Source organism: Streptococcus sp. 20925_1_77, assembly GCF_041432125.1.
GTDB lineage: Bacteria > Bacillota > Bacilli > Lactobacillales > Streptococcaceae > Streptococcus.
The window spans coordinates 92,098-113,473 of sequence record NZ_JAPVZB010000001.1 but is presented as its reverse complement, the minus strand read 5'-3'; the positions used below and the strand labels follow the sequence as shown (position 1 = coordinate 113,473).

The 21,376-nt window shown below is 42.0% G+C and carries 22 protein-coding genes; 18 read left to right on the top strand and 4 right to left on the bottom strand.

Going from position 1 to position 21,376, the window contains the following annotated elements; translation table 11 throughout:
• Positions 1-142 precede the first annotated feature (142 nt).
• Genes O3626_RS00590 through O3626_RS00580 form a run of 3 tightly spaced genes read left to right on the top strand, consistent with a single transcriptional unit; the run spans position 143 to position 2,701 of the window.
• Positions 143-1,417 (top strand): DUF2130 domain-containing protein, encoded by a 1,275-nt coding sequence (locus O3626_RS00590; protein WP_371494597.1) that lies wholly within the window; start codon positions 143-145, stop codon positions 1,415-1,417.
• 9 nt (positions 1,418-1,426) lie between these two features.
• Positions 1,427-1,870, top strand: coding sequence for an N-acetyltransferase family protein (locus tag O3626_RS00585; protein ID WP_371494595.1), 444 nt, complete (start codon positions 1,427-1,429; stop codon positions 1,868-1,870).
• Between the two features lie 30 nt (positions 1,871-1,900).
• Positions 1,901-2,701, top strand: a complete 801-nt coding sequence (locus O3626_RS00580; protein ID WP_371494593.1) for an alpha/beta fold hydrolase — start codon at positions 1,901-1,903, stop codon at positions 2,699-2,701.
• Positions 2,702-2,733: 32 nt separating this feature from the next.
• On the opposite strand, the gene O3626_RS00575 is transcribed toward O3626_RS00580, so the two are convergent.
• Positions 2,734-4,050: an FAD-containing oxidoreductase gene (locus O3626_RS00575; RefSeq protein WP_371494591.1), complete on the bottom strand. Its 1,317-nt coding sequence runs from the start codon at positions 4,048-4,050 to the stop codon at positions 2,734-2,736.
• 180 nt (positions 4,051-4,230) lie between these two features.
• Between O3626_RS00575 and truB the strand changes: the two genes are divergently transcribed.
• From truB to O3626_RS00510, 13 genes are all read left to right on the top strand, one after another.
• Positions 4,231-5,127 (top strand): tRNA pseudouridine(55) synthase TruB, encoded by an 897-nt coding sequence (gene truB, locus O3626_RS00570; protein WP_371494589.1) that lies wholly within the window; start codon positions 4,231-4,233, stop codon positions 5,125-5,127.
• 4 nt (positions 5,128-5,131) lie between these two features.
• Complete coding sequence (locus O3626_RS00565) at positions 5,132-6,052, top strand: bifunctional riboflavin kinase/FAD synthetase (protein ID WP_371494587.1); 921 nt, start codon at positions 5,132-5,134, stop codon at positions 6,050-6,052.
• A 171-nt stretch (positions 6,053-6,223) separates the two neighbouring features.
• Positions 6,224-6,625 (top strand): Spx/MgsR family RNA polymerase-binding regulatory protein, encoded by a 402-nt coding sequence (locus O3626_RS00560; protein ID WP_009732658.1) that lies wholly within the window; start codon positions 6,224-6,226, stop codon positions 6,623-6,625.
• A 12-nt stretch (positions 6,626-6,637) separates the two neighbouring features.
• Positions 6,638-6,916 (top strand): UPF0223 family protein, encoded by a 279-nt coding sequence (locus tag O3626_RS00555; protein WP_009732659.1) that lies wholly within the window; start codon positions 6,638-6,640, stop codon positions 6,914-6,916.
• Positions 6,906-7,676, top strand: a complete 771-nt coding sequence (locus tag O3626_RS00550; protein WP_371494584.1) for an inositol monophosphatase family protein — start codon at positions 6,906-6,908, stop codon at positions 7,674-7,676. The genes O3626_RS00555 and O3626_RS00550 overlap by 11 nt, the downstream gene beginning before the upstream one ends.
• Positions 7,677-8,981, top strand: a complete 1,305-nt coding sequence (locus O3626_RS00545; RefSeq protein WP_371494582.1) for an RsmF rRNA methyltransferase first C-terminal domain-containing protein — start codon at positions 7,677-7,679, stop codon at positions 8,979-8,981.
• 106 nt (positions 8,982-9,087) lie between these two features.
• A complete protein-coding gene (locus O3626_RS00540) occupies positions 9,088-9,966 on the top strand; it encodes a phosphate ABC transporter substrate-binding protein PstS family protein (protein ID WP_371494580.1) in 879 nt (292 codons plus the stop codon).
• Positions 9,967-9,969: 3 nt separating this feature from the next.
• Positions 9,970-10,881 (top strand): phosphate ABC transporter permease subunit PstC, encoded by a 912-nt coding sequence (gene pstC / locus O3626_RS00535; RefSeq protein ID WP_014713132.1) that lies wholly within the window; start codon positions 9,970-9,972, stop codon positions 10,879-10,881.
• Positions 10,871-11,755, top strand: coding sequence for a phosphate ABC transporter permease PstA (pstA, locus tag O3626_RS00530; RefSeq protein ID WP_003006597.1), 885 nt, complete (start codon positions 10,871-10,873; stop codon positions 11,753-11,755). The genes pstC and pstA overlap by 11 nt, the downstream gene beginning before the upstream one ends.
• A 10-nt stretch (positions 11,756-11,765) precedes the next feature.
• The gene (gene pstB, locus O3626_RS00525) at positions 11,766-12,569 is read left to right on the top strand and encodes a phosphate ABC transporter ATP-binding protein PstB (protein WP_003006600.1); all 804 of its coding nucleotides are present in this window, start codon (positions 11,766-11,768) and stop codon (positions 12,567-12,569) included.
• A 29-nt stretch (positions 12,570-12,598) separates the two neighbouring features.
• The gene (gene pstB, locus O3626_RS00520) at positions 12,599-13,357 is read left to right on the top strand and encodes a phosphate ABC transporter ATP-binding protein PstB (protein ID WP_003003393.1); all 759 of its coding nucleotides are present in this window, start codon (positions 12,599-12,601) and stop codon (positions 13,355-13,357) included.
• A gap of 12 nt (positions 13,358-13,369) precedes the next feature.
• Positions 13,370-14,023, top strand: coding sequence for a phosphate signaling complex protein PhoU (gene phoU / locus O3626_RS00515; protein WP_021152974.1), 654 nt, complete (start codon positions 13,370-13,372; stop codon positions 14,021-14,023).
• Between the two features lie 130 nt (positions 14,024-14,153).
• Positions 14,154-16,697, top strand: coding sequence for a M1 family metallopeptidase (locus O3626_RS00510; protein WP_371494578.1), 2,544 nt, complete (start codon positions 14,154-14,156; stop codon positions 16,695-16,697).
• A gap of 97 nt (positions 16,698-16,794) precedes the next feature.
• Here O3626_RS00510 and O3626_RS00505 read toward each other — a convergent pair whose 3' ends face one another.
• Positions 16,795-18,072 carry a sensor histidine kinase gene (locus O3626_RS00505; RefSeq protein ID WP_371494576.1) on the bottom strand — a complete coding sequence of 426 codons (1,278 nt, stop codon included), beginning with the start codon at positions 18,070-18,072 and terminating at the stop codon, positions 16,795-16,797.
• On the bottom strand, positions 18,072-18,782 hold the full coding sequence (locus tag O3626_RS00500) for a LytTR family DNA-binding domain-containing protein (protein ID WP_070666125.1): 711 nt from the start codon (positions 18,780-18,782) through the stop codon (positions 18,072-18,074). The genes O3626_RS00505 and O3626_RS00500 overlap by 1 nt, the downstream gene beginning before the upstream one ends.
• Before the next feature lie 106 nt (positions 18,783-18,888).
• On the opposite strand from O3626_RS00500, the gene O3626_RS00495 reads away from it, so the two are divergent.
• Together O3626_RS00495 and O3626_RS00490 are read left to right on the top strand one after the other, a co-directional pair.
• Positions 18,889-19,845, top strand: a complete 957-nt coding sequence (locus tag O3626_RS00495) for an ABC transporter ATP-binding protein (RefSeq protein ID WP_371494767.1) — start codon at positions 18,889-18,891, stop codon at positions 19,843-19,845.
• Position 19,846: 1 nt separating this feature from the next.
• Positions 19,847-20,569 carry an ABC transporter permease gene (locus O3626_RS00490; protein ID WP_371494573.1) on the top strand — a complete coding sequence of 241 codons (723 nt, stop codon included), beginning with the start codon at positions 19,847-19,849 and terminating at the stop codon, positions 20,567-20,569.
• 141 nt (positions 20,570-20,710) lie between these two features.
• Here O3626_RS00490 and O3626_RS00485 read toward each other — a convergent pair whose 3' ends face one another.
• Positions 20,711-21,244 carry a biotin transporter BioY gene (locus O3626_RS00485; protein WP_070666117.1) on the bottom strand — a complete coding sequence of 178 codons (534 nt, stop codon included), beginning with the start codon at positions 21,242-21,244 and terminating at the stop codon, positions 20,711-20,713.
• Between the last annotated feature and the right edge of the window lie 132 nt (positions 21,245-21,376).

Sequence of the window (21,376 nt, the reverse complement as noted above, 5' to 3'; positions counted from 1 at the left end):
GAGTCGCTGCCGTCCGTCCTCACCTAAGAAAAGTCTCTATAGAGGAATGAATATTCAGTTGAAACCAGCAAGCCTCGTTTGCTGGTTTTGATTTTACTGGTGGCATGATATAATATACTAAGAATAGAGAAAGAGGCAGGCTATGAACGAAATCAAGTGTCCCAACTGTGGGGAAGTTTTTACAGTTAATGAAAGTCAATACAGCGAGCTCTTGTCACAGGTACGGACAGCTGAGTTTGACAAGGAAATTCATGAGCGAATTCGGCAAGAGTTGGCTTTAGCTGAGCAAAAAGCCCTTAATGAGCAGCAAGAGAAGTTAGCCAAGAAGGACCAAGAAATTGCCCAGTTACAAAACCAGATTCAGCAGTTTGATACGGAAAAAGAATTGGCGAAAAAGGAAGTAGAGCAAACCGCTAGCCAAAGTCTGCTAGAGAAAGAAAAAGAAGTTCAGGCACTGGAGAATCAGCTGGCGACCTTGCGCTTGGAGCATGAAAACCAACTGCAAAAGACGCTTTCTGACTTAGAGAAAGAAAGAGATCAGGTCAAAAATCAGCTTCTTTTACAAGAAAAAGAAAACGAGCTTTCTCTGACTTCGGTGAAACAAAACTATGAAGCACAGCTCAAGGCGGCTAGTGAGCAAGTTGAGTTTTACAAGAATTTCAAGGCCCAACAATCTACAAAAGCTATTGGTGAAAGTTTAGAACAGTATGCGGAGAGCGAGTTTAACAAGGTTCGTAGTTTCGCTTTCCCAAATGCCTATTTCGAAAAGGACAACAAGATTTCTGCGCGTGGGTCTAAAGGAGACTTCATCTTCCGTGATTTTGATGAAAATGGGCTAGAATTCATTTCCATTATGTTTGAGATGAAAAATGAAGCTGACGGGACTGAAAAGAAGCATAAGAATGCAGACTTCTACAAGGAGTTGGATAAGGATCGTCGAGAAAAAAACTGTGAGTATGCTGTTTTGGTAAGTATGCTTGAAGCAGATAATGACTACTTCAATACAGGGATTGTCGATGTTAGCCACGAGTATGAGAAGATGTATGTCGTTCGTCCTCAGTTCTTTATCCAGTTGATTGGTCTCTTACGCAATGCGGCTCTTAACTCTCTTAAATACAAGCAAGAACTAGCACTTATCCGTGAGCAAAATATTGACATCACCCACTTTGAAGAAGACCTAGACGCCTTCAAGGTTGCCTTTGCTAAGAACTACAATTCAGCATCCGTCAACTTCGGTAAGGCCATCGACGAAATCGACAAGGCCATCAAGCGGATGGAAGAAGTCAAGAAATTCCTCACCACATCCGAAAATCAACTCCGACTTGCCAATAATAAGCTGGATGATGTATCAGTCAAAAAATTGACCCGGAAGAATCCAACCATGAAGGCTAAGTTTGATGCCTTGAAGGGGGAATAGGAGGATCCTATGCAGATACGTAAAGCAACCATGAAAGATGCTGAAGCCCTACTGTCTTTATACGAAGACTTGGGCTATCCAACGACCGCTTCTAAGCTGTCTCGACGTTTAGAAATGATTCTTTCTCAGCCACATTATGGCTGTCTTCTAGCTGAAAGAAACGGAGAAATTTTAGGTTTCTTAGGTTATGCAAAGCTCTTCTTTTTTGAAGCAGATGGATCTTACTATCGTATTTTGGCTTTGTCAGTTGCAAAAGAAGCAAGACGACAAGGAATTGCTAGTAGGCTAATTGATGAATTGAAAAAACAAGCGCTAAAAGAAGGAGTTAAGGCACTGGCTCTAAATAGTGGATTAACCGCTGAACGAAATGCTGCACATCAGTTTTATCAGGCAGTAGGATTTGAAAAAGTGACTGCCGGCTTTGCCTTGCATTTAAAAACTCAACCTAAATAAATCATGAAAAAATAGTAGAGGAACGAAGTAATGTCTTCAACAAAAGGGAAAACCTTATATTTTAACGAAAAGAGCATGGACTATGTGACATTTGGAAAAGGAAGGGAACCTCTAGTAATTATACCAGGCTTGGGGGATGGGTTGCAGACGGTTAAAGGTAAGGCCCAGCTCTTTTCCCTCTCTTATCGTCTACTTGCTAAGCGCTATAAAATCTATGTTTTTTCTCGAATCAATGAGTTGAGGCAGGGTTATACGACACGGGATATGGCAACAGATGTAGCAGAAGCAATGGAGACACTAAACCTAGATACCGCTTATGTCATAGGGATTTCACAAGGTGGAATGATTGCTCAATGGCTAGCTGCAGAGTTTCCAGAAAGGGTTCAAAAGCTCATCCTAGCTGTGACAACAGCGAAGCCTAGTCAACTTGCTAAAGAGCGAATTGAGCATTGGCAAAAACTCAGTCAATATGGAAATTTTAAGCATCTCATGCTGGATATTGCACAGCACTCTTACACGCAAAAGAGCTATCAAAAGTGGCGGTTGCTTTATAATATTATGGGTCGCTTGGGTCGAATTAAAGATGAAAAACGAATTGTCATTCAGTCTCAGTCTTGCCTGGAACATAATAGCCTTGAGGTCTTAAAAGAAATTCATTGTCCGACCTTGGTTCTTGGTGCCCTTGAAGATGAAGTGATCGGTGTGAAGGGATCCAAGGAACTGGCGAAAGCGATTTCGGATTGTCAGCTCCTTATTCTTAAGCATTCAGGGCATGCTCTGTATGAAGAAAATAAAGCATTTCAAGAGGCTGTCTGTGGATTCTTAAACTAAAAAAGCTGGAATTTTCCAGCTTTTTATGTTAGTTAAATCGCAAAGAGATCGTTTAGGTTTTCTGCCATGGTTGGGTGGGTAAAGATTTGTTTTGCGATGTATGTATAAGGGATCTTGTTGTCCATGGCCATGGTGATCAGGTTGATGAGTTCGCCTGCAGCTTCTCCAAAGAGAGTTGCTCCAAGGATTTCTTTGGTTTCTGGATTGACTACGGCTTTGAAAGCACCTCGAAGGTCTGCATTGACATGGCCACGTGGCATGGCAGCAACTGGCAATTCTTTGACAGCAACTGGAAGTCCTTTGTCGCGTGCTTCCTGCTCAGTCAAGCCGACTTGGGCCAATGGAGGAGCAATGAAGAGTGTTGTCGCATAGTTTCCACGTGTTTCAATATTGTAGCTACCATCTCCTGTAAGGTAATTGAAGACAATGCGGAAGTCATCGAGTGACATGTAAGTGAATTGAGGACCACCATTGACATCTCCAACTGCAAAGACACCAGGGACGCTGGTTTCCAAATGTCGGTTGACTTGAATCGCTCCACGATCAGTGACTTGGATGTCTGTGTTCTCAAGACCAAGACCAGCTGTATTTGGCTTACGTCCAGTTGCGTAGAGGAGGATATCGAACTCGAAGTCGCCTTTATCGGTTACAAGGGTTAAGCTAGCTTCACCATCTTTGATTTCTTGGGTATGAACGCCTTGCAAGAATTGAATGCCATCTTCTTCAAGGTAGCCTTTTGCAAGAGCTGCAATGCTTGGCTCGATCCGTGGCAAGAATGCTTCAGAAGCGTCTAGTACCGTTACTTGGCTACCCAGGGTATTGTAGAGATGGGCAAATTCCAATCCGATTGGTCCACCACCAAGGACACCCAAGCGTTTAGGTAGATTTTCCAAACGTTGAATACCGGTTGAATCCACTGCAAACTTGCTTTCAGCCAGTCCTGGGATTGGAAGGATAGTTGGCACCGCACCAGTATTAATAATAATGGTTTCAGCTGTCAATTCTTCCTTTTCATCTCCAGCTTGAATTTCGATGACCTTGTTGGAAAGGAAACGAGCAGTAGCGTCGATGATGTCTACACCAGTTCCAGCAATGGTTGCGTAGTTCTTGCCATTGAGACGAGTAGTGACCGCATTTTTTTCATTCATGGCTTGTTCAAAATCCAAGCCTTTTTCTGCGGCAACAATCAAGGTCTTGGTGGGAATACAAGCGATATTGATACAAGTACCACCATACATAGACTTGCTCTTTTCAATCAGAGCGACTTTTTTCCCTTGGCTTGATAATTTCGCTGCGAGTGTTTTACCAGCTTTACCAAATCCAATCACAATAACATCATACATTAACATATGTTACACCTTCTTTCGTCTTCTATTGTATCAAACCCATTTTAAAAAGTCTGAAATCTGCTACGGGATTTTTTAGGAGCTCATGGGAAGGGGGAAAGAGGGACAAGAAGTCTGCTTTCATGGTATAATAAGAGGTCGGTGACCCGGATGGTCACACATGAGTTAGAAAGAGCAAACCAGATGGACGGAATTATTAATGTAAAAAAAGAAGCAGGGATGACTTCACATGATGTGGTCTTTAAACTGCGGAAAATCTTAGGAACCAAGAAGATTGGCCATGGAGGAACTCTGGACCCGGATGTGGTGGGGGTACTTCCGATTGCCGTAGGAAAAGCGACCCGAATGGTCGAATTTATGCAGGATGAGGGTAAAATCTACGAGGGAGAAATCACTTTGGGATTCTCTACCACGACGGAAGATGCCAGCGGGGAAGTTGTCGAGCGGACGCCAGTAGAAGCACCTTTAGATGCAGCAGAGGTAGACAGTATGATTGCCCAGATGGTGGGAGAGATCGAGCAGGTACCGCCTATGTACTCAGCGGTCAAGGTCAATGGGCGTAAGCTCTATGAATATGCGCGTGCAGGTGAAGAAGTGGAACGGCCTGTCCGACAAGTGACCATTTATGAATTCACGCGCACAAGCGAAATTCGTTATGAAGAAGGCCTGGCCCGTTTTCGCTTCCGGGTTAAATGCAGCAAGGGGACCTATATCCGGACCTTGTCGGTGGATCTGGGACAAAAGCTAGGCTATGCAGCTCATATGTCTTACTTGACACGAACTAGTGCCGCTGGATTGTCACTGGATGATGCCCTGACCTTGGAAGAGCTTGCTGAAAAAGTAGCGAAAGGAGATTTGAGCTTCCTTCATCCTCTTGAAATTGGGACAGGAGATCTAGAAAAAGTAGAGCTGACAGCAGAAGAGGTTGGCGAAGTCCAAGTAGGACGCTTTATTCCAGTCGAGAGCGAAGCCAGAGAGTTGGCTGCTTTTTACCAAGGAAAATTGGTAGCCATTTTAGAAAAAAGAGAAGAACTTTACAAACCTCGAAAAGTTTTTCTAACAGAAAGTGTGTTACAATAAATTCATGAATATTCGTACGATAACTACTGCTAACCAGATCCACTTGGAGAATGAGACAGTTTTGGTTCTGGGCTACTTTGATGGCCTGCATCTGGGGCACCAAGAACTTTTTAAAAAGGCGCGTCAGATCGCGGATGAAAAAGGCTTGAAGGTTGCTTTGTTAACCTTCCCTGAATCTCCTAAGTTGGCCTTTGTTCGCTACCAACCAGAATTGTTGCTCCATTTGCAAAGCCCTGAGGATCGGTTCCAAAAATTAAACGAACTAGGAGTGGATGAGCTCTTTCTCATTGATTTTACGACTGATTTTGCTTCTAAAACAGCTAAAGAATTTGTTGATCAATTCGTAAAAGCCTTGAGAGCCCGAGTTTTAATTGCTGGATTTGATTATAGTTTTGGCTCTGATAAGAAAACAGCCTCTGACTTAGCTGCTTATTTTGATGGTCAGGTGGAAGTCATTTCTCCTGTATTGGATCAGGGGGAAAAGATCAGTTCGACCCGCATCCGTCAAGCTGTCCTAGAAGGACGGGTCAAAGAAGCTGCCCGTTTACTTGGTCACCCTTTATCCAGTCGGGGAATTGTTGTCCATGGGGATGCGCGTGGCCGTACCATTGGCTACCCTACTGCTAATCTAGCACCGATTGATCGGACCTATCTACCATCAGATGGAGTCTATGTAGTTGATGTCGATTTTAAAGGGCATACCTATCGGGGCATGGCTTCTGTCGGGAAGAATATTACCTTTGATGGGAAGGAGCTTCGGTTTGAAGTCAATCTTTTTGACTTTTCAGGAGACATCTACGGTCATACCCTGACCATTCACTGGTTAGATAAGATTCGAGAAATGGTCAAATTTGATGGGATAGATCAACTAGTGGCTCAACTAGAAGAAGATGAAGCAGTTTCACGAAACTGGACCGAGGATTAGGAAGCTACCTAGTCCTTTTTTCTGCTGTCTTTTGGGGAATAATGAAAGTGGTTTCTTTTTTTCTACTGAAATTCAGAAAAATCGTCGAGAAATCAAAAAAGCGCTTTTCAAGCACCTATTTTTTTTGTATAATAGAGTCAGATAGTTATATATAAAAAAGAAGTGAACCACATGATTACATTATTTTTATCACCGAGTTGTACATCATGTCGAAAAGCTCGGGCTTGGTTAAAAAAGCACGATGTTCCATTTAAAGAACACAATATTATGACAAGTCCTTTGAGCAAACAGGAGTTGACAAGTATATTGGCCTTGACCGAAAACGGAACAGACGACATTATTTCAACTCGTTCAAAAATTTTTCAAAAATTGGATGTTGATGTTGAAGATTTATCGATCTCAGCCTTGATTCATCTGATTGAGGAAAATCCAAGTCTCTTACGGAGACCGATTATTTTAGATAACAAACGCATGCAAATCGGCTTTAACGAAGACGAAATTCGTGCCTTCTTGCCGCGGAGTTATCGTAAACAAGAGTTACGCTCTGCCACTCTAAGAGCAGAAATAAACTAAGAAGTATGTCGAATGCAAAAAAATTATAGTTACCCACTGGACTTATCGTGGAGCACTGAAGAGCTTGCTTCAGTGCTTTCTTTTTACAATAAAGTTGAAGAAGCCTATGAAAGTAAGGTAGAGGCCAAAGAATACATGGAAGCCTACCGCGCTTTTAAGAAGGTCGTGCCTAGTATTGGAGAAGAAAAACGTCTCGGACGGGAGTTCGAAGAAGTGAGCGGTTATTCTCTCTATCGTGCGACCCAGGCTGCAAAGCAAAAAGAGGAAGGATGGTTTTCTCTTGAAGAATAAGTTAGAGTTTGCCAAACAAATAGTTTTAGAGGCTGGAGACTACTTGCGTCTTCATCTCCATGATGACTTGATGATCTCAAAAAAGACTGGGCCGACAGATTTGGTGACCCAGATGGACCAACAGGTTCAAAATGATTTGGTTGAAAAAATCACAAATCGCTACCCAGAAGATCGAATTTTTGCGGAGGAAGATGGCCTTCGTTCACCGATTTCAGAAGGATCCGTTTGGGTGATTGATCCCATTGATGGGACCAATAATTTTGTGACCCAAAAGGAAGATTTTGCGGTCATGGTGGCCTATTTCGAAGACGGAATCGGTCGGTTTGGCCTGATCTACGATGTTATGCGGGATTACCTTTTTTACGGGGGTGGAGAATTCCCTGTTTATCGCAATGATCTTGAACTGACGCCCTTTGTGGACCAACCTTTGGAAAACTTGTTGATTGCGTCAAATGTCGGTATGCTTGAGAAAAATGACTGGGGAATGGCCGATCTTGGAATGGATTCACTAGGAATCCGGGTCTATGGCAGTGCCGGTATTAGTTTTTCAAAAATTCTCTCAGGTGGTATTTTAGCTTACTTTAGCTATATCTGGCCATGGGACTATGCAGCCGCAGCGATCATGGGAGAACAGTTAGGCTATACCGTCCTAAATCTAAATGGGGATAAACCTAATTACCAGACAGTCGAACCTATTATGATGGTTCCAAAAGTGAAGTTAACAGAGATTCAAACCTATCTTAAGAAAGGGAGAAGTTAAATGAATTTTCCCAATGGTTTTAAAGAAAAATACCAGCATCTTCTAGGTGAGGATGCTGCTGCTTTTTTTGCGACCTTTGATCAAGAAGCAGTAGCAGCCTTTCGCACCAATCCTTTGAAAGAAGCACAAAAAGTCTTTGATGATCCGATTCCCAATACTCCTTGGGGCCATTATGGAAAGGTCTCAGGGAAATCCATCGAACACGCGACGGGCTTGGTCTATTCACAAGAACCAGCAGCTCAGATAGTGGCCCAAGTCGCCCAACCAAAGCCTGGGATGAAGGTCCTAGACTTAGCCGCAGCACCTGGTGGTAAGACGACGCAACTCTTGTCTTATTTGGACAATCAAGGACTCTTGGTCTCCAATGAAATCCACAAGGGACGCTCGAAAATTCTCGTAGAGAATGTCGAACGCTTTGGTGCTCGAAATGTGCTGGTGACCAATGAGTCAGCCGATCGCCTGGCCAAAGTTTTCTCAGGCTTTTTTGATCTGATTGTATTAGATGCTCCTTGTTCGGGTGAGGGGATGTTTCGTAAGCAACCAGATGCCATGGACTATTGGTCTGTCGAATATCCTCGAGAGTGTAGTCTTCTTCAAAGAGAAATTCTGGAGAATGCCCTCAAGATGTTGGTCCAAGGTGGTTCCTTGGTTTATTCAACCTGTACCTGGGCTCCAGAGGAAAATGAAGAAATTGTATCCTGGCTTTTGGAAAACTATGAGCTGGAGCTGGAAACGATCGAGAAGATCAATGGTATGGCAGAAGGCATTGACTATCCAGAAACCGCGCGTATGTATCCTCATCGCTTTAAAGGGGAGGGCCAATTTGTCGCTAAGTTTCGTTATCTAGGAGAGAATCGGCCTGCTAAAATCCCTTCCAAAAAGGACCAATTATCTGCTGAACAAAAGAAATGGTGGCAGGAATTTGCTAAGAAACATTTGAAGATTACTCTAGAAGGGGTCCTTGAAATCTTTGGTGACGAGCTGTATTTGGTTCCACTTGGTTTACCTGATTTGCGAAAAGTAAAAATTGCCCGAAATGGCTTGCACCTAGGAACCTTCAAGAAAAATCGATTTGAACCTAGTTTTGCCCTTGGTCTAGCTCTGAAACCGAGTGAAGTCAAAGAGACCGTTTCGATCACGCCTGAGGACTTTGTTCATTATGTGGCGGGAGAAACAGTTCAATTGAACGAATCGCATCCAAATGGATGGTACCAGGTCCTGGTAGAAGGCAATGGTTTGGGCTTTGCCAAAGTGACCGGGCAAACCCTGAAAAATTTCTATCCAAAGGGGCTTCGTTTTAGGTAAAATGCTGGGCAAAGAACCCGTTCTATGATATAGTGGAAGTACAGTTTTTTTGAAAAAAACTTGTCAAAATCATAAGTGAAATAGTGAAATATCAAGGAGACATGATTTGAAAAAGTCTAAAAAGCTGATCCTAGGACTAGCGACGATCGCATTAGCAGGAAGTTTATCTGCTTGTGCTTCTTGGATCAATCGCGGAGAATCCATCACTGCTGTTGGATCCACTGCCTTGCAACCCTTGGTTGAAGGAGTGGTAGATCGCTACATTGAAGAACATCCTGGTAAGATTGTGAATGTACAAGGAGGAGGTTCTGGTACAGGACTTTCACAAGTTCAATCAGGTGCTGTGGACATCGGTAATAGTGACCTGTTTGCAGAGGAAAAGTCTGGGATCGATGCCTCTAGTCTGGTCGATCATCAGGTAGCCGTAGCAGGAACAGCCATCATTGCCAATAAAAATATCTCGATCGACAATCTGACAACGGAGCAATTGCGAAAGATCTTTACAGGCGAATATACCAACTGGAAGCAGTTGGGTGGTCCAGATCTTGAGATCACGATTGTGAACCGTGCCGTAGGTTCTGGTAGCCGTGCTGTCTTTGATGCCATTATCATGGATGGCAAACAACCCAAGCAGGCCCAAGAGCAAGACTCTAATGGAATGGTGAAAAACATCGTTTCTCAAACTCCAGGAGCCATCTCTTATCTAGCCTTTACCTACTTGGATAGCAGTGTCAAAACCATGAAGCTCAATGGTTATCAACCAACCAAAGCCAATGTCGTCAACAATAACTGGCCCATCTGGTCTTACGAACATATGTATACCAAGGGAAAACCTAATGAGTTGTCTAAAAAATTCATTGACTACATGATGACGGATGAGGTTCAGCAAAAAGTTGTTGGCAAGATGGGCTATATTCCAATCAATGATATGAAAGTCACCCGTGATTTAAAAGGGAATGTGACAAAAAATAAAAGAATTAGGTAAAAAATGAACGAAGTAGCAAAAAAAATGCTGACGAAATCAAAAAACTCCCGCCTAGAAAAATTTGGGAAAACCATTACCTTTCTATGTATGAGTTTGATTGTTGTCGTCGTTGCCATGATTTTGATTTTCGTGGCCCAAAAAGGTTTATCGACTTTCTTTGTTAATAAAGTCAATATCTTTAGTTTTCTATTTGGGAGCTCTTGGAATCCTGCTGCGAAGGAATTTGGAGCCCTACCCATGATTCTAGGTTCCTTTATTGTAACCTTGCTTTCTGCCCTCTTGGCAACGCCGTTTGCCATTGGTGCAGCAGTTTTCATGACAGAAGTCTCGCCCAAAGGAGCTCGTTTCTTGCAACCAGCGATTGAGCTTTTGGTGGGAATTCCTTCAGTTGTTTATGGATTCATTGGTCTTCAAGTGGTCGTCCCATTTACCCGTAGTCTCTTTGGGGGGACTGGTTTTGGGATCCTCTCAGGGGTCTTTGTCCTCTTTGTTATGATCCTACCAACTGTTACCTTTATGACGACCGATAGCCTCCGAGCTGTACCCCGTCATTATCGGGAAGCTAGTATGGCAATGGGAGCGACCCGCTGGCAAACCATTTGGCATGTCACGCTCAAGGCAGCCCGCTCTGGAATCTTTACAGCGGTCGTCTTTGGAATGGCGCGTGCCTTTGGGGAAGCCTTGGCTATCCAGATGGTGGTCGGAAACTCTGCAGTGGTGCCAACCTCGCTCACAACACCAGCTTCCACCCTCACCTCTATTTTGACCATGGGAATCGGAAATACCGTCATGGGTACGGTCAATAACAATGTTCTTTGGTCACTCGCCTTGGTATTGCTCCTCATGAGTCTTGCCTTTAACAGTGTGATTAAACTGATTACGAAAGAAAGAGGTAAGAAGAACTATGCACGCTAAACGAATGGATAAAATTGCAACAGGAGTACTGTATGCTATTTCAGGGATCATCGTTGCGATTCTTGCCTCATTGATCCTTTATATCTTGGTCCGTGGCTTGCCCCATGTATCCTGGCACTTCTTGACTGGGAAATCCTCTTCTTATCAAGCAGGAGGAGGGATCGGAATTCAATTGTATAATTCCTTTTTCCTCTTAGTCATTACCTTGGTGATTTCCTTCCCACTTTCTCTTGGGGCTGGGATTTACCTTTCTGAGTACGCAAAAAAAGGGCGCTTGACCAATTTGGTTCGTACCTGTATTGAGATCTTGTCTTCCTTGCCATCTGTCGTTGTAGGTCTCTTTGGTTACTTGGTCTTTGTTGTCCAGTTCAAATATGGATTTTCGATCATTTCAGGGGCCTTGGCCTTGACCGTCTTTAACTTGCCCCAGATGACCCGCAATATCGAAGATAGCTTGCAGCACGTTCATCATACGCAGCGCGAAGCAGGTTTAGCACTGGGCTTGTCTCGCTGGGAAACCGTGATTCATGTCGTGGTACCGGAGGCTCTTCCAAGCATTATCACTGGGGTTGTATTGGCATCAGGACGGATCTTTGGGGAAGCCGCTGCCTTGATCTATACAGCAGGTCAATCGGCTCCAGCTCTTGATTGGTCAAACTGGAACATCTTTAGTGTGACCAGTCCGATTTCTATCTTCCGTCAGGCTGAAACCTTGGCCGTCCATATCTGGAAGGTCAACAGTGAAGGAACCATTCCAGACTCGATCGAAGTCTCAGCTGGTTCTGCCGCCGTTCTTTTGATCTTTATCTTGATCTTTAACTTTGGAGCCCGCAAACTCGGAAGTTACCTCCATAAAAAACTAACATCTGCTTAAAGGAGAAGAAATGTCAAAATACAATTGGGATGAGAGACACATCATTACTTTTCCTGAAGAAAAGGTGGTCCTATCGACCAAAGATTTGCATGTCTATTATGGAACTAACGAGTCCATTAAAGGCGTCGACATGCAGTTTGAAAAGAATAAGATTACAGCCTTGATCGGTCCTTCAGGATCTGGGAAATCAACCTATCTTCGTAGTTTGAACCGGATGAATGATACCATCGATATTGCGCGTGTTACGGGTGAAATTTGGTATGAAGGAATCGATGTTAACCGTCCAGATATCAATGTTTATGAAATGCGCAAGCATATTGGGATGGTTTTCCAACGGCCCAATCCTTTTGCCAAATCAATATACAAAAATATCACCTTCCCGCATGAACGTGCTGGGGTGAAAGACAAGAAGATCTTGGACGAATTGGTCGAAACTTCTTTGAAACAGGCAGCCCTATGGGATCAGGTAAAAGATGATCTTCACAAATCAGCTCTGACACTTTCAGGTGGTCAACAACAACGACTTTGTATCGCGCGGGCTATCTCGGTGAAGCCAGACATTTTGCTCATGGATGAGCCAGCTTCAGCGCTTGATCCGATCGCAACAGCGCAATTAGAAGAAACCATGCTGGAGCTGAAGAAAGATTACACCATTGTCATTGTGACCCACAGCATGCAACAAGCAGCCCGTGCTAGTGATTATACCGGTTTCTTTTATCTGGGAAACCTCATCGAGTACGATAAGACTTCGAATATTTTCCAAAATGCGAAATTGCAATCGACCAACGATTATGTATCGGGTCACTTTGGATAAAGTAATATGACAACAAAAAGGAAAATAGAATGACAGAACCAATTTTGCAAGTCAAGGACTTGTCGGTTTATTACAATAAAAAGAAGGCTTTGAATAGTGTCTCTTTGGATTTTGCTCCAAAGGAGATTACAGCCTTGATTGGTCCTTCAGGATCAGGGAAATCTACCCTTTTAAAAGCCATTAACCGCATGGGGGACCTCAACCATGAGGTCACTACCACAGGAACCATCCTCTACAACGGTCACAATATCTACGGACCACGGACCGATACGGTCGAATTGCGTAAGGAAATCGGAATGGTCTTCCAACAGCCCAATCCCTTTCCAATGTCCATTTATGATAATGTGACTTATGGGTTGATGATTAATGGTGTCAAGGATAAGGCTGTCTTAGATGAGGCGGTTGAAACTTCATTGAAACGTGCTTCCATCTGGGATGAAGTCAAGGATCGCCTGCATGATTCAGCTATCGGACTTTCCGGTGGTCAGCAGCAGCGGGTCTGTGTGGCGCGGGTTCTTGCGACTAGTCCAAAGATTATTCTTTTGGATGAACCAACTTCAGCGCTGGACCCGATTTCAGCTGGGAAGATTGAAGAAACCTTATATGGACTAAAAGACCGCTACACCATGCTCTTGGTGACACGCTCCATGCAGCAAGCGAGTCGGATTTCTGATAAAACAGCCTTTTTCTTGGATGGCGATTTGATTGAGTACAATGACACCAATGAAATGTTCTTGAACCCAGCTAAGAAAGAAACAGAAGACTATGTCTCTGGTAAATTTGGATAGGAAGAAAATAAAATGTTACGAGTTCAATTTGAAGAAGATTTAGAGAAGTTGCATAACCAGTTTTATGCAATGGGAAATGAAGTGTTGAGTCAGATCAACCGTACGGTCCGCGCTTTCGTGACCCATGACCGTGAATTGGCCCGCCAAGTTATCGAAGATGATGCGGAGATCAACGACTACGAAGTGAAATTAGAGCGTAAATCCTTTGAGATTATTGCCCTTCAACAGCCCGTTTCACAAGACCTTCGTATCGTGATGACTGTCTTAAAAGCGGTCTCTGACTTAGAGCGGATGGGTGACCACGCAGTATCAATTGCCAAGGCAACGATTCGCATGAAAGGGGAAGTCCGCATCCAATCTGTTGAGGAAGAGATCAGCAAGATGGGCCGTGAAGTCAAAGATTTTGTCGAAGCGACACTAGATGTTTACCTCAAAGGCGATGTGGATTTGGCCTATGAAGTTGCGACACGAGACGAAGTCATCAACCATTACTTCGATAGTATCCAAGAATTAGCAACAGAAGAAATTCGGAAAAATCCTGAGTCCATCGTGACCGGACGGGATTATTTCCAAGTGATCAACTTCTTGGAACGTATCGGAGATTATGCAAAAAATATCTGTGAGTGGGTGGTTTACTTCGAAACAGGTAAAATTATCGAAATGTAAGATCATGGAGTCTTTTCGATCACAGACAGGCATTGTCATGCTTGTCTTTTCTTTTATCTTAACTTTGTGATAAAATAGTTTTATGAGGGCTTTTCATTGGAAAAGCGTAAAACATTTAAAGGAGGAAATTATGCAAGCAGTTGCACATTTTGTAGAAACATTCGTTCCAGAACATTACGAAGTGTTTTTGGATTTAAGTCGTAAAACCAAGACCTTTAGCGGTCGTGTGGTGATCACGGGTCAAGCCAAGGCGGACAAGATCTCGCTTCACCAAAAGGATTTGACCATCGAAACAGTAGAAGTAGCAGGTCAAGCTTGTCCATTTACGGTTGATGATGACAATGAAGCAGTCTATGTTGAATTGGAAGGAACAGGTCAAGTGACAGTTACTCTGACCTATTCTGGTAAGATCACAGACAATATGACAGGGATTTACCCATCTTACTACAGCATTGATGGCGTGAAGAAGGAAGTCCTCTCTACTCAGTTTGAGAGCCATTTTGCGCGTGAAGCTTTTCCAAGTGTGGACGAGCCTGAAGCCAAAGCAACCTTTGATTTAGCTGTGAAGTTTGACCAAGAAGAAGGAGAAATTGCCCTCTCAAATATGCCTGAAATCGACGTGGAAAACCGCAAAGAAACAGGAATTTGGAAGTTTGATACGACTCCACGGATGTCTTCTTACCTCCTTGCCTTTGCTGCTGGAGATCTTCAAGGAGTGACAGCTAAGACCAAGAATGGAACCCTAGTCGGTGTCTACTCTACCAAAGCTCACCCATTAGAAAACTTGGACTTCTCATTGGATATTGCCGTTCGTGCTATTGAATTTTATGAAGACTACTATGGTGTGAAGTATCCAATCCCTCAATCCCTTCATATCGCCCTTCCAGACTTCTCTTCAGGAGCGATGGAAAACTGGGGCTTGGTAACCTACCGTGAAGTCTACCTTCTAGTAGATGAAAACTCTACGGCCCAAAGCCGTCAAACAGTAGCCTTGGTGGTGGCTCACGAATTGGCTCATCAATGGTTCGGAAACCTCGTGACCATGAAATGGTGGGATGATCTCTGGTTGAATGAAAGCTTTGCCAATATGATGGAATATGTCAGCTTGGATGCCATTGAACCAAGCTGGAATATCTTTGAAGACTTCCAAACAACTGGAGTGCCTGCTGCTTTGAAACGCGATGCTACAGATGGCGTTCAATCCGTCCATGTGGAAGTCAAACACCCAGACGAGATCAACACTCTTTTTGACCCAGCAATCGTTTACGCTAAGGGTAGCCGTCTTATGCACATGCTTCGTCGATGGTTAGGCGATGACGCCTTCCGCAAAGGGTTGAAGATCTACTTTGAAAAACACCAATACGGCAATACTATCGGTCGTGACCTTTGGGATGCTCTTGGGCAAGCTTCAGGTCGTGATGTCGCAGCCTTTATGGATTCTTGGTTGGAGCAACCAGGATACCCTGTTGTTTCAGCTTCTGTGGAAAACGATACCTTGATCATCCGTCAAGAGCAGTTCTTCATCGGAGATAGAGAAGAAAAAGGACGCAAGTGGGTTGTTCCGTTAAATAGCAACTGGACGGGTATTCCAGATACCTTGGAAACTGAAGTCTTAGAAATTCCAAACTACAGTGCCTTGAAAGCAGCTAACAGCGGAGCTCTTCGCTTCAATACAGAAAATACAGCTCACTATATCAGTGACTACCGTGGGGAATTGTTGGAAGACATCCTTGCTGACCTTGCTAGCTTGGATAGCACTTCAAAATTACAAGTGGTTCAAGAACGTCGTCTTTTAGCTGAAAGTGGTCAAATTTCTTATGCAAGCCTCTTGCCAGTGATTGAACACTTGACAGAAGAAAGTTCCTACTTGGTTGTTTCAGCTGTTTCGAGCGTCTTAGCTGGAATCAGTCTCTTTGTGGATGAAGGAACTGAAACAGAAGCTGCCTTCCATGAGTTGTTGAAACGCTTGAACCGTTACAACTTTGAACGCTTGGGTCTAGAAGCTAAGCCTGGTGAAACAGAAGAAGACGAAAAAGTTCGTCAGCTAATGATTGCTAATATGATCAAGGCCAATGATGAAGCTGCAAAAGCTCAAGCGAGCGCTATCTTTGAAGCACATGCAGATGATTTGGAAAAACTTCCAGCTGCCATCCGCCTGCAAATCTTGGTCAACCAAATCAAGCACCAGGAAACCAAGGAGCTTAGCCAACAATACCTGGATACTTATGTTAAGACAGTAGATGGGAACTTTAAACGCCAGTTGGCGGCTGCACTTTCTTATACCAAGGATGAGGAAACTTTGGAAGCTCTATTGAAGGAGTGGAAGAACAAGGATGTGGTGAAACCTCAGGACTTGGCTATGAGTTGGTACTACAACTTCTTACACGATGACTTTACCCAAGGAAGAACTTGGACTTGGGCGCGTGAAAACTGGGATTGGGTCAAGAAAGCCCTCGGTGGTGATATGAGCTTTGATAAGTTTGTCATCTATCCAGCTAACTGTTTCAAGACCCGTGAACGCTTGGATGAATACAAGGCCTTCTTTGAGCCTCAATTGGATGATATGGCTATCAGCCGAAACATCAGCATGGGTATCAAGGAAATTGCAGCGCGTGTGGATTTGATCCAACGGGAAAAAGCAGCAGTAGAAGCCGCTATCCTTGCTACGAAATAAATGAAATAAATTTATAAAAGATGCTACAGAATTCATTCTGTAGCATCTTTTGTTTTTCAATGAATCATTTGTATTGGATATCGAAGGAGAAGGATCATTAGTTTATTGGACTTGGTAAGAGAATCTCCGTTCGATAGTGGCCATTTTCTTTGAAACGCTTGACAGTTCCTTGGTATTCTTGTACTAGAGCATCAACGTTTCGTAAGCCCCAACCATCTCTTTGACGTGTTTTACGAGTCTCTTGTTCTTGTTCATTAAAGGTATTGTTGATCGAAATAAATAGGTTTTGTTGAAAATAACGTATATTTAGAGCCAATGTTCTCTCTGATTTATCAGTCAATCGAAGACAGGCTGAAATACTATTATCTAAACAATTTCCTAAAATAACAGCTAGAACATCTGGCTGAATAGATAACTCTTGTGGGATAAAGCAGTTAATTTCCAATTCAATTTCATCTTCCACATCGTGAAGTTTTTGATTCAGTAAATAATTAACCGTTGGATTTTTTGAGTAAAAGGTTTGTTTTCCTGAAATACTATCGGTTAACGATTGAAGGTACTCTCTAGCCTCATCAGGATTTTCTTCTAGAAGTGCCAACAGAGTTAAATGTTTATTTTTTAAGTCATGCCGAAGACTTTGCAATCGTTGGTATTCCTCTTGAGACTGTTGTGTTTCTCTTAATTGGAATTGAAGCTGTTCTTTATCTAATTTATTTTGATAATAAGCGTGCTGTTGTTGAGAAAGATGTAGGGTAAAATAAAGTGAGGAAAACGACAATACAATAAGAGACAAGAGTGAAATGACAGAAAGATAATCTGGTCCAAATACTTGCCCTTGAATAGCTGATACAGTAAAGGCAAAAATAATCGATAAAATCGGCACGATAAATAGATACAGCCAATTTCTTTTAGATGTTGCCATGCCTAACTTTTGATGTGTTCGGAATAACTGTCGAAGAACAAGTGTTATGACGGTTGAAAAAAGAAAACTAATGGCAAGGTAACCACTAATCAGTCCTAAATTTTTCGATACTTTTGACAGTGGAAGAAAAAGTTGGATAACTTGATTGAGGACAGCTCCTGCTAATAATGTCAGGCTTGTCTGTAAGAATATCCAAAAGGAAGAATCACGAAAGGAGTAGCCAAAATAGAGTCCTACAAGAGAGGATTCTACAATACTAAGGAGGAGATTGCTCACTAAAAAAACGCGACTTTCTAAAAATATAAACACAAAAGCCACATGAAGAAGAAAGCAACAACAAAGGAGTAAAAGTGTCTTTTTTGATTGTTTACTTTTGGATATTGACCTAAAAAATAAAACACTTGCCAGAAATAAGTCGAACAAGATACTAATGATCCGCAATCCTATTAGCATTAGAAATTCCTTTCACTGAGGTAGTTATAGTATTTTTCTTTAAAAGAAGACTGGAACTTACGACTAATTGGAAGTGAATGCTCCTCGGTTCCATTTAGCAAAATAGTCACTGTTTTCGCATCAAAATCTTTGATATATTTGGGATTTACAATATAAGAAGCATGAATTTGAATAAAATAATCAGGTAGTTTATCTAAAATGTCTTGAGTTTTCAGTAAGGACTTATAGGTATCTGCTAGCGTGTAAATAAAAACGGATCGCTTATCTTTCTCAAAATAGGTAATGTCACTTAAAGGAATAGAGTAACTTTGTTTTCCAAATGAGAAGTTAAAGATGATTTGTCCTAAATCTAGATAACGTAAAATTCTGTCTACTACCTTATTTAGTCTTTGAGGTTCAATTGGTTTTACTAAGTAATCAAAAGTCTGCACTTCAAAAACTTGTTCCATGTAATCACGATAGCTGGTCACAAAAATGATAGGGATAAAAGGATTGAACTGCCGAATTTCACGAGCAAGGTCAATTCCAGTAATTTGTGGCATATCAATATCCAAAAAGACACAATGAGTATCCCTTGTTAACTGCTCTAACATCTTTTGTGGATTGGTATATAGTTTTGTTTCTACAGGAACCTTGTCGTAAGAAAGTAAATACTGTTCTAACTGACTAGCATCTCTAGTTGAGTCATCACAAATAACGACGTTTAACATAAGTCCCCCTTATCAAATTGAGTTGGCTAATTATGACACTAAAATGGTAAATCATGACGTAAACCTTGGAAAGTCATATGTTTATTATACAATAATCTTATCAAAAATGAAGGAAGCTGGGAAAATCTTCTCAGTCTTGAGTGATGAGATGAAGACATTTGCGACACTGACTATTAGAGATTTGACAAAATCATTCGATAAGCAACATTTTGCTAATAATCATATTTCCTTAGAAATAGAAGCTGCTAAAATTACAGCTTTTTTAGGACACAATGGCGCTGGTAAGTCCACCCTCTTAAATCAAATGATTGGTTTTACCAAACCTGATCAAGGAGACGTTTGCTATGGAGATATTTCTTTTGTTCAAAATCGTAAACGAGCTCGCTCAATGATGAGCTATATGTCTCAACAGTATGCCCCACTTGAGAAATTGACGGTGGAACAAAACTTAGAAATGCTTGGAAGAATGAGAGGGTTAAACACCTTGGATTTGCAAAAAGAAATGGATCAGCTCTTAACCGAGTTAGAAATTAAGGAGTACCGGGCAAAACAAGGAAAGGACCTTTCAGGTGGTTTAAAGCGTCTGACCTCTTTTGCAATGGCTTTAATCGGATCTCCGACCATCATTCTTCTTGATGAGCCGACGAACGATGTTGATCCAATACGTCGTGAAAAACAATGGCAATTATTACAGAAGCTAGCGCATAAAGGTCATACCATTATTATTGTGACGCATAATCTCTTAGAAGTTGAAAAATATGCTGACAACTATGCCTTATTTAACCATGGGAAGTTAATCAAATCAGGACCAGTTCAGCAAATAACCTATCAAAAACAGTATCAAATATCTTTTGAGTTTAGGAATAAAGATAGCTTAGCTCTATTTCAAGATTACACCATTATCAACGGTTCAATTTGTCGTATTGAAATAGAAGAGAAGGAGTTAACGAGACTGCTACCAAAAATCACGCAGGAATTGGATAGAAAGAATATTTTAAATCTGTCACTTACTCAGAAAAACATATCCATTTCAGATCTTTATAGAGAGGAGTTGACAAACTGATATGACTCAATTTTTTTACTTACTTCGTTGGAACTATCTTCGTCAAAAAGATTTATTTTTACTCTTTACGCTAGCTCAAGTTCTGTTATCCATTTCACTTCTTTTTGGTTATCCACTAGTGATAGGTGAGATTGATACGACTGCTGCCTACTATCTCTCTTCTGGTTCAGTTCTGATAGGAATTATTTCTATTGGATGTACTATCTCATCACCTGTTATAGCAAATGCGAAGTCAGAAGGACATGTAGACTATGTACGAGCCCTTCCAATACCTCGAATTCTTATTTCCTTAGCAGATCTTTGGATGTGGATGATTGCTATTTTACCTGGAGTGTTCTTTTCTGTTATACTGGGCTATTTTCGTTTTTCTGTCCGCTTAAATGTATCTATTCTGGCTGTTTTCATCCTATTTCTTATCTGTCTTACAATGATCAGTCTTGGATTTGCCATTGCGTATACTTTTTCTCCCAATATTGTCACGTTGATGTCTCAGTTGATTCTTATGATTGGTTTGATGTTTTCACCAATCATGTACCCTGCAAGTCGTCTTCCGGATTGGATAAACCATCTCTACCATATTTTTCCTTTTGTCCCTTCTGTCAACCTCCTACGAGCTTGCGTCTATAGTCATGGTCACGTCTCATTTTTTGACTTCACTATTCTGATTATCTGGATTTTGCTAACACAGTTACTGATCTTGAGAGTTCTTTATAAGGAAAAATAAAGGAAGGAGGTTAGATAGAAGGTTCTTCTATGAAACAGTCATCCATTTAAAAGGAGTTCAATTGAAGAGATATACCTACAACAAAAAGCAACAACTGTGTTCAGATGTTGCTTATTTTAGTATGTTCGTACCCTTTGTATCTTATTTGAAATACCAGTGGTGTTTGAGGCTGGCAAAAATAGCTTTGCTGGTGATCGTGATGATGATCAGTTTGATGAGGTCGGCAAGGATAAAGGGAGCAACGACTAAAGCAAATGCTTTTTGGATATCGGTATGCGTGACCAGCATAAAGCCGATAGCTCCAGCTACAAAGAGGAGAGCACTACTGAACAAATTAGCAAGGAAAATGGTCAGCACGCTGGATTTAGCATTTGTAAATAGAGACGTGATCCATGCTCGGAATGGGAAGAAGAGGAGGAAACCAGCAGTAGGGCCAAGGAAATGCGAAGCACCACTAGCACCACCTGCCAATACTGGGAAACCTAAGAAGCCTAGAAGTAGGTAGAGGCAGACTGTGACAAAGGCATGACTGGGTTTATAGATGGTCCCGATAATCCCGATCATGAGCGTTTGCAGGGTTAAAGGAATTGGACCAAATGGAAGGGTAAATTGAGATAGGACGGAGATCATAGCTACTCCAATGGAGATGAGCACTAAAGGAAAGATTTTCTTCATAACAGTTAACCTCTATTTTATTTTATGGTAACTATTCTACAATATCGGTTTCATCCTGTCAATACTCCCAGTCGTTTTAGGTTGTTTTAAGTAAAAATTTAGGCCTGTTTAAGACTTCTAAAGTATAATCGC

What these genes read in the sequence shown, in the direction of transcription:
- O3626_RS00590 (WP_371494597.1), top strand. Translation starts at nt 143, where the DNA reads ATGAACGAAATCAAGTGTCCCAACTGTGGGGAAGTTTTTACAGTTAAT.
- O3626_RS00585 (WP_371494595.1), top strand. Translation starts at nt 1,427, where the DNA reads ATGCAGATACGTAAAGCAACCATGAAAGATGCTGAAGCCCTACTGTCT.
- O3626_RS00580 (WP_371494593.1), top strand. Translation starts at nt 1,901, where the DNA reads ATGTCTTCAACAAAAGGGAAAACCTTATATTTTAACGAAAAGAGCATG.
- O3626_RS00575 (WP_371494591.1), bottom strand. Translation starts at nt 4,050, where the DNA reads ATGTTAATGTATGATGTTATTGTGATTGGATTTGGTAAAGCTGGTAAA.
- truB (WP_371494589.1), top strand. Translation starts at nt 4,231, where the DNA reads ATGGACGGAATTATTAATGTAAAAAAAGAAGCAGGGATGACTTCACAT.
- O3626_RS00565 (WP_371494587.1), top strand. Translation starts at nt 5,132, where the DNA reads ATGAATATTCGTACGATAACTACTGCTAACCAGATCCACTTGGAGAAT.
- O3626_RS00560 (WP_009732658.1), top strand. Translation starts at nt 6,224, where the DNA reads ATGATTACATTATTTTTATCACCGAGTTGTACATCATGTCGAAAAGCT.
- O3626_RS00555 (WP_009732659.1), top strand. Translation starts at nt 6,638, where the DNA reads ATGCAAAAAAATTATAGTTACCCACTGGACTTATCGTGGAGCACTGAA.
- O3626_RS00545 (WP_371494582.1), top strand. Translation starts at nt 7,677, where the DNA reads ATGAATTTTCCCAATGGTTTTAAAGAAAAATACCAGCATCTTCTAGGT.
- pstC (WP_014713132.1), top strand. Translation starts at nt 9,970, where the DNA reads ATGAACGAAGTAGCAAAAAAAATGCTGACGAAATCAAAAAACTCCCGC.
- pstA (WP_003006597.1), top strand. Translation starts at nt 10,871, where the DNA reads ATGCACGCTAAACGAATGGATAAAATTGCAACAGGAGTACTGTATGCT.
- pstB (WP_003006600.1), top strand. Translation starts at nt 11,766, where the DNA reads ATGTCAAAATACAATTGGGATGAGAGACACATCATTACTTTTCCTGAA.
- pstB (WP_003003393.1), top strand. Translation starts at nt 12,599, where the DNA reads ATGACAGAACCAATTTTGCAAGTCAAGGACTTGTCGGTTTATTACAAT.
- phoU (WP_021152974.1), top strand. Translation starts at nt 13,370, where the DNA reads ATGTTACGAGTTCAATTTGAAGAAGATTTAGAGAAGTTGCATAACCAG.
- O3626_RS00510 (WP_371494578.1), top strand. Translation starts at nt 14,154, where the DNA reads ATGCAAGCAGTTGCACATTTTGTAGAAACATTCGTTCCAGAACATTAC.
- O3626_RS00505 (WP_371494576.1), bottom strand. Translation starts at nt 18,072, where the DNA reads ATGCTAATAGGATTGCGGATCATTAGTATCTTGTTCGACTTATTTCTG.
- O3626_RS00500 (WP_070666125.1), bottom strand. Translation starts at nt 18,782, where the DNA reads ATGTTAAACGTCGTTATTTGTGATGACTCAACTAGAGATGCTAGTCAG.
- O3626_RS00495 (WP_371494767.1), top strand. Translation starts at nt 18,889, where the DNA reads ATGAAGGAAGCTGGGAAAATCTTCTCAGTCTTGAGTGATGAGATGAAG.
- O3626_RS00490 (WP_371494573.1), top strand. Translation starts at nt 19,847, where the DNA reads ATGACTCAATTTTTTTACTTACTTCGTTGGAACTATCTTCGTCAAAAA.
- O3626_RS00485 (WP_070666117.1), bottom strand. Translation starts at nt 21,244, where the DNA reads ATGAAGAAAATCTTTCCTTTAGTGCTCATCTCCATTGGAGTAGCTATG.